Origin of the sequence: Notoacmeibacter sp. MSK16QG-6 (assembly GCF_024158145.1) — a bacterium.
Classification (GTDB): domain Bacteria; phylum Pseudomonadota; class Alphaproteobacteria; order Rhizobiales; family Rhizobiaceae; genus Notoacmeibacter.
The window spans coordinates 1,581,515-1,594,638 of the sequence record NZ_JAMYXM010000001.1 but is presented as its reverse complement, the minus strand read 5'-3'; the positions used below and the strand labels follow the sequence as shown (position 1 = coordinate 1,594,638).

Here is a 13,124-nt window from a genome sequence, read left to right as displayed (position 1 = left end):
GATCGGCGCCGATGTGGCGACCGTGCCGCCCTCCACGCTCCACACCCTCGTCAAGCATCCGCTGACCGACAAGGGCCTCGACGCCTTCACCGCTGACTGGAAAAAAACCGGACAGAGCATCCTTTGATCCCTGCCCCTCAGGCCTTCTGATGCAATGAGTGAAGTCCGCAAACGCGCACTCTTCGTCCTGCCCCATTTCGCCGGAGGCGGGGCGGAGCGCGCGATCACGCGATACGCCAAGATATTGCACGATGCAGGCTATGAAACGGTCGCCATCACGCTGACCGACCGGAAGAATTTTCCGCCACCGGATTTCCTGCGACACATCGTCCTGCCAAAGGTGAAACGGGGACTGTTTCACCGCCGCAGAACGGCCGGGGCGATGTGGGACGCGATAGCCGATCTCGGCGGCCCGGACAGCTTTTCGATCAAGATGTCCAGCCTGCCTGTCGCCGACCGAATCGTTGCGGTTCTGCCGGAGTGCGGCTTCATCTTCCGGCTGGCCAACGACCATTTTACCGAACATCTGGAAAGCCGTCGCATCGGCCTCATGTCGCGCCGGCGGCGCTTGAAGAAGCTCTACGGCGATAAGCCGCTGCTGTGCGTGTCAGAGGCAATGGAGGATGCGGTCCGACGACTTTTCAAAAGAAGCGATCGACGCATCCGCACCATTTACAACCCGTTCGACTTCGAAGCGATCCGTACACAGTCGAGAGACGAAGATACGGCAATTCCGGATGACAGCTACATCATCCATGTCGGCCGTAGCGCACAGGCCAAGCGCCATGACATCCTGCTGAACGCCTTCAAGGCGAGCGGGACGGATCGCAAGCTGGTCCTTCTCGGCAAGATCAAGGATCACGTCACAGACCAGATCGGCGCATTAGGGCTGACAGAAAACGTCATCTGCATTCCTTATCGATCCAACCCCTATCCTCTCATCCGCAACGCAGATGCGTTGATTCTTTCATCCGAACGCGAGGGATTGCCCGGCGTCCTGATCGAATCGCTCATCGTCGGCACACCGGTGGTCAGCACAGATTGCCCCTTCGGACCGTCCGAGATTTTGCAAGGCGCACAGCGTGCTTTTCTTGTTCCGAACAAGGATGTGGAGGCCTTGGCGACGGCCATGCAGAAGATCGTGTCCGATCCGCCGCCCTATCAGGAGAATTGCATCGAAAAATTCCGGGACACCCATTTCCTGGCCGAGATCGAAGACTTCGCAACCTCTCTCGAACAAACGACCTGACCATGAAAGTCCTTATCATCGGCGGATACGGCTTGATCGGAGCGGCCTGCTTGAGGGCTCTGAGACAGGCCGGCTTTGCAGTCACAGGTGTGGGACGCGATGTCGATGCAGCACGAAAAGTCGATCCGGATGGCGAGTGGATCATCCGCGATGTCACGAAGCTCTCGGTTGAGGACTGGCAAAGGCTTACCGCCGATAAGGATGTGGTGATCAATGCATCTGGCGCACTGCAGGATGGCGCGCGCGATTCGCTGCATGCCATTCACGTCACCGCCGTCGAGCGGCTGACCGAAGCCTTGGCGGATACGTCGACGCGCCTTGTTCATATATCGGCGGTCGGCGCTTCGCAGACGGCAAAGCTTGATTTCTTTGCGACCAAGGGTCAGGGCGAGACGATCATTCGGCAATCCTCAGCCGATTGGGTGATTTTACGGCCTGCTCTCGTTATCGGCCAGGAAGCCTATGGCGGCACCGCCCTTTTGCGCGCGGCGGCGGCGCTACCCATGTTGGCTCCGCACTTCATTCCGGATGTTACCGTGCAGACCGTCTTTCTGAACGATGTCGCGCAGGCAGTGGTGCAGGCGGCAAGAGGTGAAATACCTCACGGCACTTTGGCCGATCTGACCGAGCCGGAGGGGCGCTCGCTATCGGCAACCATCCGGACCATCCGTCGCTGGATCGGATTTGCCGATCCGCGCGCTACAATTCCGGTTCCGACAGTGTTTATGTCCATTCTGGCGAAATGCGCCGATGCGCTCGGTTATCTCGGCTGGCGCTCGCCTTTGCGCAGTAATGCGCTCGCCGCCCTCGCCGATGGCATAGAAGGCGACCCGGACGCGTGGCTAAAGGCTGGAGGCACACCCTGTCGCTCCCTTGATGAAACTCTCTCCGCCATGCCGGCAACGGTTCAGGAGCGTTGGTTTGCCCGTCTCTACTTGCTGTTTCCGCTCGGAGTCGCGCTGCTTTCGGTCTTCTGGATACTGTCTGGCATCATCGGCGTCACGGAGTATGACCGGGCAGCGGCGATACTAACGACTCGCGGAATGAGCGGTGGTCTGGCTCCTACCGCAGTGTTCGCGGGATCGATTATGGACATTGCACTGGGTCTCGCTATTCTTTGGCGGCCTTGGGTGCGCGCGGCCTCTCTCGGCATGGTAATTGTTTCTCTTGGCTATCTGGTTGGCGGCTCGATGATGACGCCGGACCTCTGGGCCGATCCGCTCGGCCCGTTCGTCAAGGTGCTGCCCTCCCTCGGCCTAGCCCTTTTCGTCGCCGCAATCGCCAAAGATCGATGAGCTACCAGCTTCTCCTTTATCTGCATGTGATTGGCGCCACCGTCCTCCTCGGCACGGGCGCCGGCATCGCTTTCTTCATGGTGGTGTCCCATCGCAGCGGTAGTGCCGTCTTGATCGCGCATGTCGCTGGAATCGTAGTGTTGGCCGATATGGTCTTCACAGCCACGGCAGCGATCGCACAGCCTATCACCGGCTACCTTCTCGTTCGTGAAGCTGGCTGGTCCCTTTCGGAAGGTTGGATCGCGCTGTCTCTTGGCCTCTATTTTCTCGTCGGTGCATTCTGGCTGCCGGTTGTCTGGATGCAGGTCCGAATGCGCGATCTCGCCCGCCGGGCGGCTGATCAGGGCGCGCCATTGCCGAATGCCTATTATCGTCTCTATAGGGTCTGGTTCGCCTTCGGCTTTCCTGCCTTTTTTGCCGTGCTGGCCATCATCTGGCTGATGCTGACAAAACCCGAACTCGCCGTCTGGATGCGTTAGCGCTTCGAAGTTCAAGAGGTTTCATCAACCGATGATCGCTGCGCTCTGGCCGGTTTTCGCCCTGATTATGATTGGCTTTCTGTTGCGCCGGGCGAGCTTTCCCGATCCGGCGTTCTGGCCCGCCGCCGAAAAATTGAATTATTTTCTTCTATTCCCGGCGCTGCTCATCCTCAGCCTTTCCAAAGCTCCGCTAGACGATCCAGCGATCCTTAATCTCGGCGGCGCGATCCTCATCACGATACTCATCGTCACGGCCCTCACCGCTCTGGCAGCGCGGATTCGGGGCTGGAATGCCGCTCGCCATGGGCCGCTGCTCCAAGGCTTGATCCGCTTCAACACCTATCTCGGTCTGGCCATCGCGGGAAACATTGGCGGACAGGAGGCGATAAGCCGTGCCGCAGCGCTCCTCGCCATCGCCGTTCCGACTGTCAATGTCCTATCGGTTCTGGCGCTCGCCGGTGAACGCGGGGTTGGCGCCAAAGCGCTTGTCAGGCCGCTCCTGACCAACCCTCTGATCATCGCCTGCCTGATCGGGATCGGCCTGTCGCTCAGCCGACTTGGCATGCCGCCCTATAGCGAAGAGATTTTCGATTTTCTGGCGCAGTCCAGCCTGCCGCTCGGCCTGCTCTGCGTCGGTGCGGCGCTGAAGCCCGCTGCCGCGCGCCGCGAAACCGTGACCCTACTGACGAACAGTGTCGCGCGGCTTCTGGCCGTGCCGGCGCTGGCCTTCGCCATCGGCACGGCGATGAGCCTTGCCTCGACTGATATGCTGGTTCTGATCACCTTCACCGCCATCCCGACGGCGGCGACGGCCTATGTTCTGACGACGCAGATGAAGGGTGACGGCACGTTGATGGCGGGCATTACAACAGCGCAGACGGTGATGGCTGCCCTGACACTCCCGCTCGTGCTTTACTGGTTTGTCTGACAGCGACAGACGAAATGCATCATTCAATCCGGATCGCCCAGCGCAGCTCGCCTAGCTGTTTTTCCGTCGCTTGGCTTCCGCGATCAGTCGCTCGATACGTTTCTTTTCACTGGCATCGAAAGCGTTTTGCGCCTTTTCATGCAGACGGCCCAGCCGTTTGGTAATCTTGCGTGACTGAGCTTTCAGCGCTTCGCATGTCGGCTGCGGTGGAATGGCTTCCAACTCTTTCTCCAATAGTCGGACAAACGCTTTGGCGATTTCCACATGAGCCTTTTCATGGGCACGGGCGTAAGCGGCGAACCCCTTCCAGTTGCGCCGAAGGTTCCTGTCCTTTGTGAGCGCCTCCTCGCGCCATCGCGGTAGAGTGATGTTTGCATCGATGCCGAACTTTGCCCGGCGGATGCTGCAGCGACCGCCCCGGCGGTCGAGGTCGAGAGCCAGGGGCTTCATGCTAATGGCCGCCGTCGCAATCGCTTTGCCGCGATGCGTTTTAGGCCCTTTTCGGTCGATTTCCCTGTCGAGTTCTTCCGAACTTTTGCCGGAGATTTCGTAATAACTCGTCGAAACATTCGTTGTGGTGCAGCCGCTGACGACCAGACACAGCGCAAACAGCGATCCGGCCAGACGGAGACGATTTTTCAACATGCAGACGATGCCCCAACTGTCGACTGGCTTCCATTATCGAAGCCATAGCCGCTCGTAATTCCCTGCGCTACTTCGCCAGCACTTGCGGCGGCGCGTAATTCTTCAGCTTCGCGTTCAGCGCCAGAACGATGATCCGCGCCAGTTCACGCGCAGCATCTTCCTCGGCGTCCTCCTCGGCAGATCGCAAAGCATAAAGCTGGGTCGACCGATCATATTGCGCAAAGGCGCGGCGTTCGCCCGTGGCCACGATCTCGCCCGTTTCGATGATCGTGAGCTTGTACGTCCCGCGAAGTTCGACCTGACCGGCGAATGTCCGGCTGATCTCACCATCGGCGACCGGCGCGGTATTCGAGGTCCGTACTCTCTTGCGCAGATCGACATCGAGACGGAAAGGCGCGGCGACCGGTTGGCTGCGCCCGCCATTGATCAGAAAGACCAGTTCGTCGCGCAGCATGAAACCGGCCCGTCCGCTGATCGTCGAGACTTCGATCGGCAGTCGATTGGTGGTGACACCGCCGCCAGTTCCGTAAAGCGGCTGTGCGGTACAGGCCGCCAGAACCATCAGTCCCAAAGCGCCAAGTGCTATGCGAATGGCAGACTGGACGCGATCATACGACCACATTGACGATTCTCCCCGGCACCACGATCACCTTCTTCGGGGCGCCACCATCAAGCATCTTTTGCACGGCGTCGAGAGCAAGAGCGGCTGCTTCGACCTCTTCCTTGGGCGCATTCTTCGCCACTGTGACATCGGCGCGCTTCTTTCCGTTCACCTGCACGGGCAATGTCATCGTGTCGTCCTCGATGAGGCCGCTCTCATAGGACGGCCACGCGGTTTCGGCCACCATCTGCTCGTGGCCGAGCATCTGCCAGCATTCCTCGGCTAGATGCGGCATCATCAGCGCCAGCATGGCGACCAGCTTGTCGGCTGCATCGGCGAGCGCGGCCAGCGTCTCAGGCTTGGCTTCGCCCTTGGCTGCCGATTGCAGGGGAGCCGAAAGACCGTTCACCAACTCATAAAGCCGGGCGACCGCCTTGTTGAAGGCGAGCTTCTCGATGTCTTCCCCTACCGCTTTGACCGTCCGGTGCGCCGCCTTTGAAATATCTGCCGCCTCGCCGTCCGTCGCGGCCTTCGCCGCGACTGCTTGCAGGGCGGGAGCCGCTTCAGAGAGCAGCCGCCAGACCCGCTGAACGAAGCGATGCGCGCCCTCCACGCCGCCCTCCGTCCAGATGACATCGCGCTCCGGCGGACTGTCCGACAGCATGAAGAAGCGTGCCGTATCCGCGCCGTAGGAAGCAAGGATTTCCTCAGGATCGACGACGTTCCGCTTCGACTTGCTCATCTTCTCGATGCCGCCGATTTCGACCGCCTCGCCGGTGGCGATTAGCACCGCCTGTCGATCGTTCCCCTCGCCTTCGACGCGCACTTCGGCGGGCGTGACATATTGCCCGTCTGCCGCTTTGTAGGTTTCGTGAACGACCATGCCTTGCGTAAAGAGACCCTTGAACGGCTCTTTCAGATCCAGATGGCCGGTCGCCTTCATCGCCCGCGTGAAGAAGCGCGAATAGAGCAGATGAAGAATCGCATGTTCGATCCCGCCAATATACTGATCGACCGGCAGCCAGCGATTGGCCATCTCCGGTTCGGTCGGCGCATCGGCATGCGGCGCGGTAAAGCGCGCGAAATACCAGGATGAATCGACGAACGTATCCATCGTGTCGGTTTCGCGCTGGGCCGGCCCAGCGCATTTCGGACAGGCGACATCGCGCCAGGTCGGATGGCGGTCGAGCGGATTGCCCGGCCTGTCGAACGAAACGTCCTCCGGCAGCTTCACCGGCAGGTCCGCCTTCGTTAGCGGAACGGTGCCGCAGCTTTCGCAATGCACGACCGGGATCGGACAACCCCAGTAGCGCTGGCGCGAAACGCCCCAGTCGCGCAGCTTGTATTTGACCTGCCGCTCTGCGATCGGGCGGCCGTCCAGCGTCTCGGCGGCAAGCCTGTCGGCCACCGCATTAAAGGCCGCGTCGCTGGTCATACCGTCCAGATCGCGCGAATTGATCATCACCCCGTCGCCATCATAAGCGGATTGGGAGATGTCGGGGCTCTCGCCTCCCGGCGCGACGACCGGCGTGATCGGCAGATCGTATTTGGTGGCGAATTCCCAGTCGCGCTGATCGTGGGCGGGGCATCCGAACAACGCGCCCGTGCCGTAATCCGTCAGAACGAAATTGGCGACCCATACCGGGACTTTCCAGCTTGGGTCGAGCGGATGCTCGACGAAGAGGCCCGTATCGAAGCCTTTTTTCTCGGCCGTCTCCAGCGTCGCGACCGACGTGCCCATGCGCTTGCAGTCGGCATTGAATGCGGCGAGGTCGGCATTGTCTTCCGCCAGCTTCTGGCTGAGCGGATGATCCGGCGCGATAGCCATGAAGGATGCGCCGTAGAGGGTGTCCGGCCGCGTGGTATAGACTTCGATCTCGTCGAAACCCTCTGGCGCACTGTCGGTCAGCGCCCAGCGGATCTGCAGCCCCTCGCTCTTGCCGATCCAGTTTCTCTGCATGGTCCGGACCTTGTCCGGCCAGTTCGGCAAATCGTCGAGCGAAGTCAGCAGGTCTTCGGAGAAGTCCGATATTTTGAAGAACCACTGGACCAGCTCGCGCTGCTCGACATCGGCGCCGGAACGCCAACCCTTGCCATCGATCACCTGCTCATTGGCGAGCACCGTCATGTCGACCGGGTCCCAGTTCACCCGGCTCTTCTTGCGGGTAACAAGGCCGGCATCCAGCATATCGAGAAACAGCATCTGCTGGCGGTGATAGTAATCGACGTCGCAGGTCGCGAATTCACGGCTCCAGTCGAGAGACAGGCCCATGCTCTTCAGCTGACCGCGCATCGTGTCGATATTGGCGTAGGTCCATGTTCCCGGATGGGTCTTATTGGCCATAGCCGCGTTCTCTGCCGGCATACCGAAGGCGTCCCAGCCCATCGGGTGCAGGACAGCGAACCCCTTGGCCCGCTTATAACGGGCCACGACATCGCCCATCGTGTAATTGCGCACATGGCCGATATGGATGCGACCGGACGGATAGGGAAACATCTCCAGCACGTAATAGGTTTCGCGCGGATCGTCCTTGTCGGTTTCGAAGAGCTTTTTATCCTCCCAGGCGGCCTGCCATTTCGGCTCAACGGTTCGGGAATTGTAGCGCTCGGTTGCCATGGTCGGAGCTTTTCTATCTTTCAGTACTGGCAGATGATCGGCGGATGCTTGACCACGCTTTGCGAAAAGCGTCAACCGTCGCGGCATTTTGAAAGGGGAGCAATGACAATGAGTGAGACGGCCGAAAGGCTCGATGATGTGAAACGCGCCATGAATGCCTCTGCTGAAGAAGCAGGCCGCCCGGCGTCCGACATCACGCTCGTCGCCGTTTCGAAAACGCATGACGCCGAGACGATCCGCCCGGTTCTCGATGCCGGCCAGCGTATCTTTGGCGAAAACAGAGTTCAGGAAGCGCAGGGCAAATGGCCGGCCTTGCGTGAAGACTATCCCGACACCGAACTCCATCTGATAGGACCGCTGCAAAGCAACAAGGCCGCAGATGCCGTTGCACTTTTCGATGTGATCGAAACGGTCGACCGCGAGAAGATCGCCAGGGAACTGGCAAAGGAGATCGAAAAGCAGGGCAAGACGCCGCGTCTGCTGGTGCAGGTCAATACCGGCAAGGAAGAGCAGAAGGCCGGCATCATGCCGGAAGACGCCGTTGCCTTCGTCGCCCGATGTCGCGACGAATACGGCCTGACAATTGACGGGCTAATGTGCATTCCGCCCGTTGACGACAATCCCGGCCCGCATTTCGCGCTTTTAGACAAGCTGGCCAACGAGGCCGGGCTTTCAACGCTTTCCATGGGTATGAGCGCGGATTTCGAAACGGCAATTCGCTTTGGCGCAACCCATATCCGCGTCGGCTCCGCCATCTTCGGCGAGCGGGATTACGGCTGAACGTCCTGCTATCGGCACGTGCCGCCTCCATGAAATGGCTCGATGACGATCACCACTAACGCCCGGCCCCGATTGGCAGCGATCACGGTCCGATAATTCTCCCTTCGCCCTTGACCATCCTACTTCAATCCGACTAGACCATACTTGTTATGTTATAACATAACTAGACAACGAGGATTGGATTCCAGAAAATGAATATCGATTTCATGAAACAGGCGGGTTCGCTCGCCCTCTTGGCAGCCCTGCTCGTCGGAGCACCGGCATTTGCCGAAGACAGGAAGGCCGACGAAACGTCGGCGCATGCGCATTCCCACGATAAGAAGGATGCCAAGACCGATATCTACAAGGGCTATTTCGAGGACAGTCAGATCGAGAGTCGCACGCTCGCCGACTGGCAGGGCGACTGGCAGTCCGTCTACCCATATCTTCAGGATGGGACGCTGGATCCCGTCATGGCCCACAAAGCGGAGTCGGGTGACAAGACCGCCGAGGAATACAAAACCTACTATACGACCGGCTATCAGACGGATGTCGACCGCATCGTAATCGATGGCGAGACGCTTACCTTCTACAAGGATGGGAATCCGGCCAAAGGGCAATATGCCGATGACGGCTACGAAATTCTCAATTACGAAAAGGGCAATCGCGGCGTCCGCTACATCTTCAAGAAGACCGGTGGCGACGAGGACGCACCGCAGATCATTCAGTTCAGCGATCACCGCATCACGCCTGGCGAAGCCGATCATTACCATCTCTATTGGGGCGACGACCGGCAAGCTCTCTTGAGCGAACTGACCAACTGGCCGACCTACTACCCCTCATCGCTCAATGGCGAGCAGATCGTCGAAGAGATGACGGCACACTGATCTGGCACCGTCGGCTTTGAAGAGGCGGTTGGTGGTGCGGACAATCCGTTTCGCCAACCGCCACGATGAACGATTCCGCTCAGTGCAGTTGGATTTCCCCGGCCACGTTTGTCCATTCGCCCGGCCGGATCAGCCGACGATGACAATAACGGATGGAATGCAGCGGACCGTCCAGCTTTTCCTGCCAGAAATGAAGAAATTTCTTCATGGCCGGAAAGCGCGGCGCCACATCATATTCCTGCCAGAGATAAGTTTGGAGGAAGTCGGGATGATCCGGCATACGATAGAGAATTTCCGCCGTAGTCAGCCCGTAGCCTTTGAGCATGAGTTCCATTTCGCGCTGATCGCTCATTGCCTGCCTGCTCCTATTCTAATCGATGAATCGATTGAAAACCCGACATGGTAAACAGACTATTAATTCCCGCTAATTCCCTTTACTTGCCAGACTGTTGCTGTTCATGAAAGAAGACTGCTAACAAGCCGCATGCCAAACGGCTCATCGGTCGCCGCAACAGGTGAGAGACAGCCAATACTCACCGAATGTCCAATTGGAGAGCGGCCGGTCACGCGCTAGATGAGGCGAAGAGACCGGGGCGAAGATGAACGCCCGGCGGAGAGATGGCGGCTTGTCGCCGAAACCTGTTGGAGGGAGGAAATTCCATGAGTGACGTACAGGTGCATCCGGTTCAGGATGCATGGAAGCAGCGTGCCCTTGTCGATGCCGAACAGTATGAGGAGATGTACAAGCGCTCCATCGACGATCCGGAAGGTTTCTGGAAGGAGCACATGCAGCGCCTCGACTGGATCAAGGAGCCCACCAGGATCAAGGCGGTCGATTTCAACTACCCCGACATCTCCATCAAATGGTTCGAGGATGGCGAGCTGAACGTCTCCGCCAATTGCGTGGACCGCCATCTCAAGGACAAGGGTGAACAGACCGCCATTATCTGGGAGCCAGACAGCCCGGATGAAGAGGCGCAATTCATCACCTACAAGCAGCTCCATGCCCATGTCTGCAAATTCGCTAACGTTCTGAAAGAAATGGGTGTCGGCAAAGGCGACCGTGTCGTCATTTATCTTCCGATGATCCCCCAGGCCGCCTACGCCATGCTTGCCTGCGCGCGGATCGGCGCCATTCACTCCATCGTTTTCGCCGGCTTCTCGCCCGACGCCCTGGCCGACCGGATCAACGATTGCGACGCCAAATTGCTCATCACGGCAGATCTGGCGCCGCGGGGCGGCCGCAAGACGCCGCTGAAGACCAATGCCGACAAGGCGTTGGCCAAATGCGGCGACGACGTCAAATGCCTCGTCGTCAAGCGTGTCGGCGACGGGGTCGATATGACGGACGGCCGCGATTTCTGGCTCCATGAGATGGAAGACAAGGTCGGAAACGATTGCGAACCGGAGGCGATGAACGCCGAAGATCCGCTCTTCGTCCTCTACACCTCCGGCTCCACCGGCAAGCCGAAGGGCGTGGTTCACACCTCGGGCGGTTATCTGGTCTGGACCTCCATGACCCAGGAGATCGTCTTCGACTACCATCCGGGCGATGTCTACTGGTGCGGCGCCGACATCGGCTGGGTCACCGGCCACAGCTATATCGTCTACGGACCTCTCGCCAATGGCGCGACAACGCTGATGTTCGAGGGCGTGCCAACATATCCGGACGCTTCGCGCTTCTGGCAGGTCATCGACAAGCACCAGGTCAACCAGTTCTACACGGCTCCGACAGCGATCCGCGCGCTGATGGGCAAAGGCGACAGCTTTGTCGAAGGTCACGATCTTTCGACGTTGAAAGTACTCGGCACGGTCGGCGAACCGATCAACCCGGAAGCCTGGGAGTGGTATTTCCATAAGGTCGGCAAGGGCAAGACACCGATTGTCGATACATGGTGGCAGACCGAAACGGGTGGCCATCTCATCACGCCGCTACCGGGTGCAACGCCCCTTAAGCCCGGTTCGGCCACGAGACCGTTCTTCGGCGTCAAGCCGGTCATGCTGGAGGCGGAAAGCGGCAAGGTGATCGAAACCACCGAAGCGGAAGGCGTCCTCGCAATCGCCGACAGCTGGCCGGGCCAGATGCGCACGGTCTATGGCGATCACGAGCGCTTCGCCAACACTTATTTCCAGCAATATCACGGCTATTACTTCTCCGGCGATGGCGCCCGCCGTGATGCCGATGGCTATTACTGGATCACCGGCCGCGTCGATGATGTCATCAACGTTTCCGGCCACCGCATGGGCACCGCCGAGGTCGAGAGCGCTCTTGTCTCTCATCCGAAGGTCTCCGAGGCGGCCGTCGTCGGCTATCCGCACGATGTTAAGGGTCAGGGCATCTATTGCTACGTCACATTGATGGCCGGCGAGGAAGGCAGCGACGAATTGCGGAAGGAATTGCGCAATCATGTCCGCGAGGAGATTGGTCCTATTGCTTCGCCCGACATGATCCAGTTCGCCCCGGGCCTGCCAAAAACTCGCTCCGGCAAGATCATGCGCCGCATCCTGCGCAAGATCGCCGAAGACGATTTCGGCAGCCTCGGCGACACCTCGACACTTGCCGAACCGGAAGTCGTCGATGATCTGATCGACAACCGGCAGAACAAGAAGAGCTGAGCTTCTTTGTCGAGTGAATAGAAGGCGGGCAGCGGCCCGCCTTTTTCATTTCCACAATCGAAATCCGGTTATGCCGACGTCGGGCGGGCCGTTCGGTTTCTGGCCTGCCCCGCCATTCGAGATAGTCCAGCAGGCTAAAATCGGCTCGATATCGACAGAAGCGACGAGCGCGAATAGCGCTCTTGATCATAAATAGCATGCTGTTTATATTTTAAATAGCGCGCTATTGAAAAGGCTTATTGCATGTTCGATAAACATTACTCGGCGGGTTATCTGGCCAGTCACATGGCGCGTCTCTTCGCGATTGCCCTGCAACGCCAGATCGCCCCGCTCGATCTGGCCCCAGCCCAATTCATGACATTGCTGGAATTGTGGGAGGAGGACGGTCTAACGCAGGTCGAGCTCGTTAAGCGGCTTGATGTAGAGCAGGCGACCATGGCCAATACCCTCAAGCGCATGGCGCGCGACGGGCTGATCGAGCCGAAGCCGCACCCGAAAGACAATCGCGCTCGACAAATCTGGCTGACCGAACGGGGGCGCGAGCTTCGAGAAGCAGCCACCGATGCAGCGTCAGTCGTCAACGAGACCGCTCTTGCAGGCCTGACCCAATGGGAGCGGACAGCCCTTATCGAACTGATGCGCAACACCATCGCCAATCTGCAAAAGGCGCAGCGGCCATGAGCGCTCCCTATCCGGAGACACCCGACGGACGATATTTCGTCGCCAAGGGCCGGCTATGGCGGAAATCGGACCCGCACCTTCCCGAGGAAGAGCGGCAGGCGGCGGTCAACGATTTGATGGCAGCCCGCCGCGCCGTTCGCGATGCGCGCGACGGCGATGCCAGACACGCAGCACGCCAACGGGTCGATGCCGCTAAACGCCGTCTCGGTGAACGTGGTCCGGTCTGGTGGAACGATGACGCCCCTGACGAGACTCGCAAAGCCCCGTGGAATACCTCTTACGCCGATTGGTGGAACGCGCTGACCACCGAGGAAAAAGCGAAAGGCAACCCGCAACGCTGATCCGACGCCGAGGCGCGCTCGACCGC

General features: G+C 59.4%; 13 protein-coding genes and 1 pseudogene. 10 read left to right on the top strand and 4 right to left on the bottom strand.

The genetic code is table 11. The features are described 5' to 3' along the window. From NIM86_RS07720 to NIM86_RS07700, 5 genes and pseudogenes are all read left to right on the top strand, one after another. A pseudogene (locus NIM86_RS07720) lies at positions 1 to 127 on the top strand (fructose-6-phosphate aldolase); the annotation flags it as partial. Positions 128 to 154: 27 nt separating this feature from the next. Then, on the top strand, positions 155 to 1,249 hold the full coding sequence (locus NIM86_RS07715) for a glycosyltransferase (RefSeq protein WP_253380613.1): 1,095 nt from the start codon (positions 155 to 157) through the stop codon (positions 1,247 to 1,249). A gap of 2 nt (positions 1,250 to 1,251) precedes the next feature. Then, the gene (locus NIM86_RS07710; RefSeq protein ID WP_253380611.1) at positions 1,252 to 2,544 is read left to right on the top strand and encodes an SDR family oxidoreductase; all 1,293 of its coding nucleotides are present in this window, start codon (positions 1,252 to 1,254) and stop codon (positions 2,542 to 2,544) included. Next, positions 2,541 to 3,023, top strand: a complete 483-nt coding sequence (locus tag NIM86_RS07705) for a DUF2269 domain-containing protein (RefSeq protein ID WP_253380609.1) — start codon at positions 2,541 to 2,543, stop codon at positions 3,021 to 3,023. The genes NIM86_RS07710 and NIM86_RS07705 overlap by 4 nt, the downstream gene beginning before the upstream one ends. Positions 3,024 to 3,054: 31 nt before the next feature. Further along, positions 3,055 to 3,951 carry an AEC family transporter gene (locus NIM86_RS07700; RefSeq protein ID WP_253380607.1) on the top strand — a complete coding sequence of 299 codons (897 nt, stop codon included), beginning with the start codon at positions 3,055 to 3,057 and terminating at the stop codon, positions 3,949 to 3,951. Between the two features lie 51 nt (positions 3,952 to 4,002). Here NIM86_RS07700 and NIM86_RS07695 read toward each other — a convergent pair whose 3' ends face one another. The 3 genes from NIM86_RS07695 to leuS form a co-directional block, all read right to left on the bottom strand. Beyond that, positions 4,003 to 4,596 carry a DUF922 domain-containing protein gene (locus tag NIM86_RS07695; RefSeq protein ID WP_253380605.1) on the bottom strand — a complete coding sequence of 198 codons (594 nt, stop codon included), beginning with the start codon at positions 4,594 to 4,596 and terminating at the stop codon, positions 4,003 to 4,005. Positions 4,597 to 4,663: 67 nt separating this feature from the next. After that, positions 4,664 to 5,218, bottom strand: a complete 555-nt coding sequence (gene lptE, locus NIM86_RS07690; protein ID WP_253380604.1) for an LPS assembly lipoprotein LptE — start codon at positions 5,216 to 5,218, stop codon at positions 4,664 to 4,666. Continuing rightward, positions 5,205 to 7,814 (bottom strand): leucine--tRNA ligase, encoded by a 2,610-nt coding sequence (leuS, locus tag NIM86_RS07685; protein WP_253380603.1) that lies wholly within the window; start codon positions 7,812 to 7,814, stop codon positions 5,205 to 5,207. The genes lptE and leuS overlap by 14 nt, the downstream gene beginning before the upstream one ends. A 108-nt stretch (positions 7,815 to 7,922) precedes the next feature. Between leuS and NIM86_RS07680 the strand changes: the two genes are divergently transcribed. Both NIM86_RS07680 and NIM86_RS07675 read left to right on the top strand, forming a co-directional pair. Further along, on the top strand, positions 7,923 to 8,594 hold the full coding sequence (locus NIM86_RS07680; protein ID WP_253380601.1) for a YggS family pyridoxal phosphate-dependent enzyme: 672 nt from the start codon (positions 7,923 to 7,925) through the stop codon (positions 8,592 to 8,594). Positions 8,595 to 8,785: 191 nt separating this feature from the next. Continuing rightward, positions 8,786 to 9,460, top strand: coding sequence for a metal-binding protein ZinT (locus tag NIM86_RS07675; protein WP_253380599.1), 675 nt, complete (start codon positions 8,786 to 8,788; stop codon positions 9,458 to 9,460). A gap of 79 nt (positions 9,461 to 9,539) precedes the next feature. Here the strand turns inward: NIM86_RS07675 and NIM86_RS07670 are convergent, their stop codons facing one another. Continuing rightward, a complete protein-coding gene (locus tag NIM86_RS07670) occupies positions 9,540 to 9,812 on the bottom strand; it encodes an usg protein (protein WP_253380597.1) in 273 nt (90 codons plus the stop codon). Positions 9,813 to 10,120: 308 nt separating this feature from the next. Between NIM86_RS07670 and acs the strand changes: the two genes are divergently transcribed. The 3 genes from acs to NIM86_RS07655 all read left to right on the top strand — a co-directional run bounded on the left by acs (position 10,121) and on the right by NIM86_RS07655 (position 13,098). Beyond that, positions 10,121 to 12,076 carry an acetate--CoA ligase gene (acs, locus tag NIM86_RS07665; RefSeq protein ID WP_253380595.1) on the top strand — a complete coding sequence of 652 codons (1,956 nt, stop codon included), beginning with the start codon at positions 10,121 to 10,123 and terminating at the stop codon, positions 12,074 to 12,076. A 243-nt stretch (positions 12,077 to 12,319) separates the two neighbouring features. Further along, positions 12,320 to 12,757 (top strand): MarR family winged helix-turn-helix transcriptional regulator, encoded by a 438-nt coding sequence (locus tag NIM86_RS07660; RefSeq protein WP_253380593.1) that lies wholly within the window; start codon positions 12,320 to 12,322, stop codon positions 12,755 to 12,757. After that, positions 12,754 to 13,098 carry a hypothetical protein gene (locus NIM86_RS07655; RefSeq protein WP_253380591.1) on the top strand — a complete coding sequence of 115 codons (345 nt, stop codon included), beginning with the start codon at positions 12,754 to 12,756 and terminating at the stop codon, positions 13,096 to 13,098. The genes NIM86_RS07660 and NIM86_RS07655 overlap by 4 nt, the downstream gene beginning before the upstream one ends. Positions 13,099 to 13,124: the final 26 nt, after the last annotated feature.